This is a genomic window from Mesorhizobium sp. M8A.F.Ca.ET.161.01.1.1, assembly GCF_004792105.1.
Taxonomy (GTDB): Bacteria; Pseudomonadota; Alphaproteobacteria; order Rhizobiales; family Rhizobiaceae; genus Mesorhizobium.
Window position 1 is genome coordinate 1 of record NZ_SRTD01000460.1, and the last position, 289, is coordinate 289.

2 pseudogenes are annotated in these 289 nt (G+C 63.7%); both read right to left on the reverse strand.

Annotated features, from left to right (window positions below):
- Window positions 1-189: pseudogene (locus EN804_RS36545) on the reverse strand (hypothetical protein); the annotation flags it as partial.
- A gap of 9 nt (window positions 190-198) precedes the next feature.
- Window positions 199-289, reverse strand: a pseudogene (locus tag EN804_RS38540) (DUF2277 domain-containing protein); the annotation flags it as partial.

Below are 289 nucleotides of genomic sequence, written 5' to 3' on the forward strand. Positions count from 1 at the left end.
GCGCAGGATGGCCGGGCCCATGCGGTCGAAGAAGATGAACGGCCCGACCAGCCGTCTCTTCGCGGTCGGCAAGGCGCGGCGCACCTCGAAGCCGCCAATGTCCTTGGCGTTGGGGATGACCATCAGCTCGATCTGGTCGCTGGCAAAAGCGTCGCCGGCCTCAGGGTCTTTACCGGGGAAGAAGCTCATGAACGTCCCTCAGGCAAAGCGGAGTACTGATCTGGCCTTCGCCTTGGCGGCCTCTTCCTCACGATTGCGCGGTTCCTGCCCGGTCTCCAGCGAATCGATA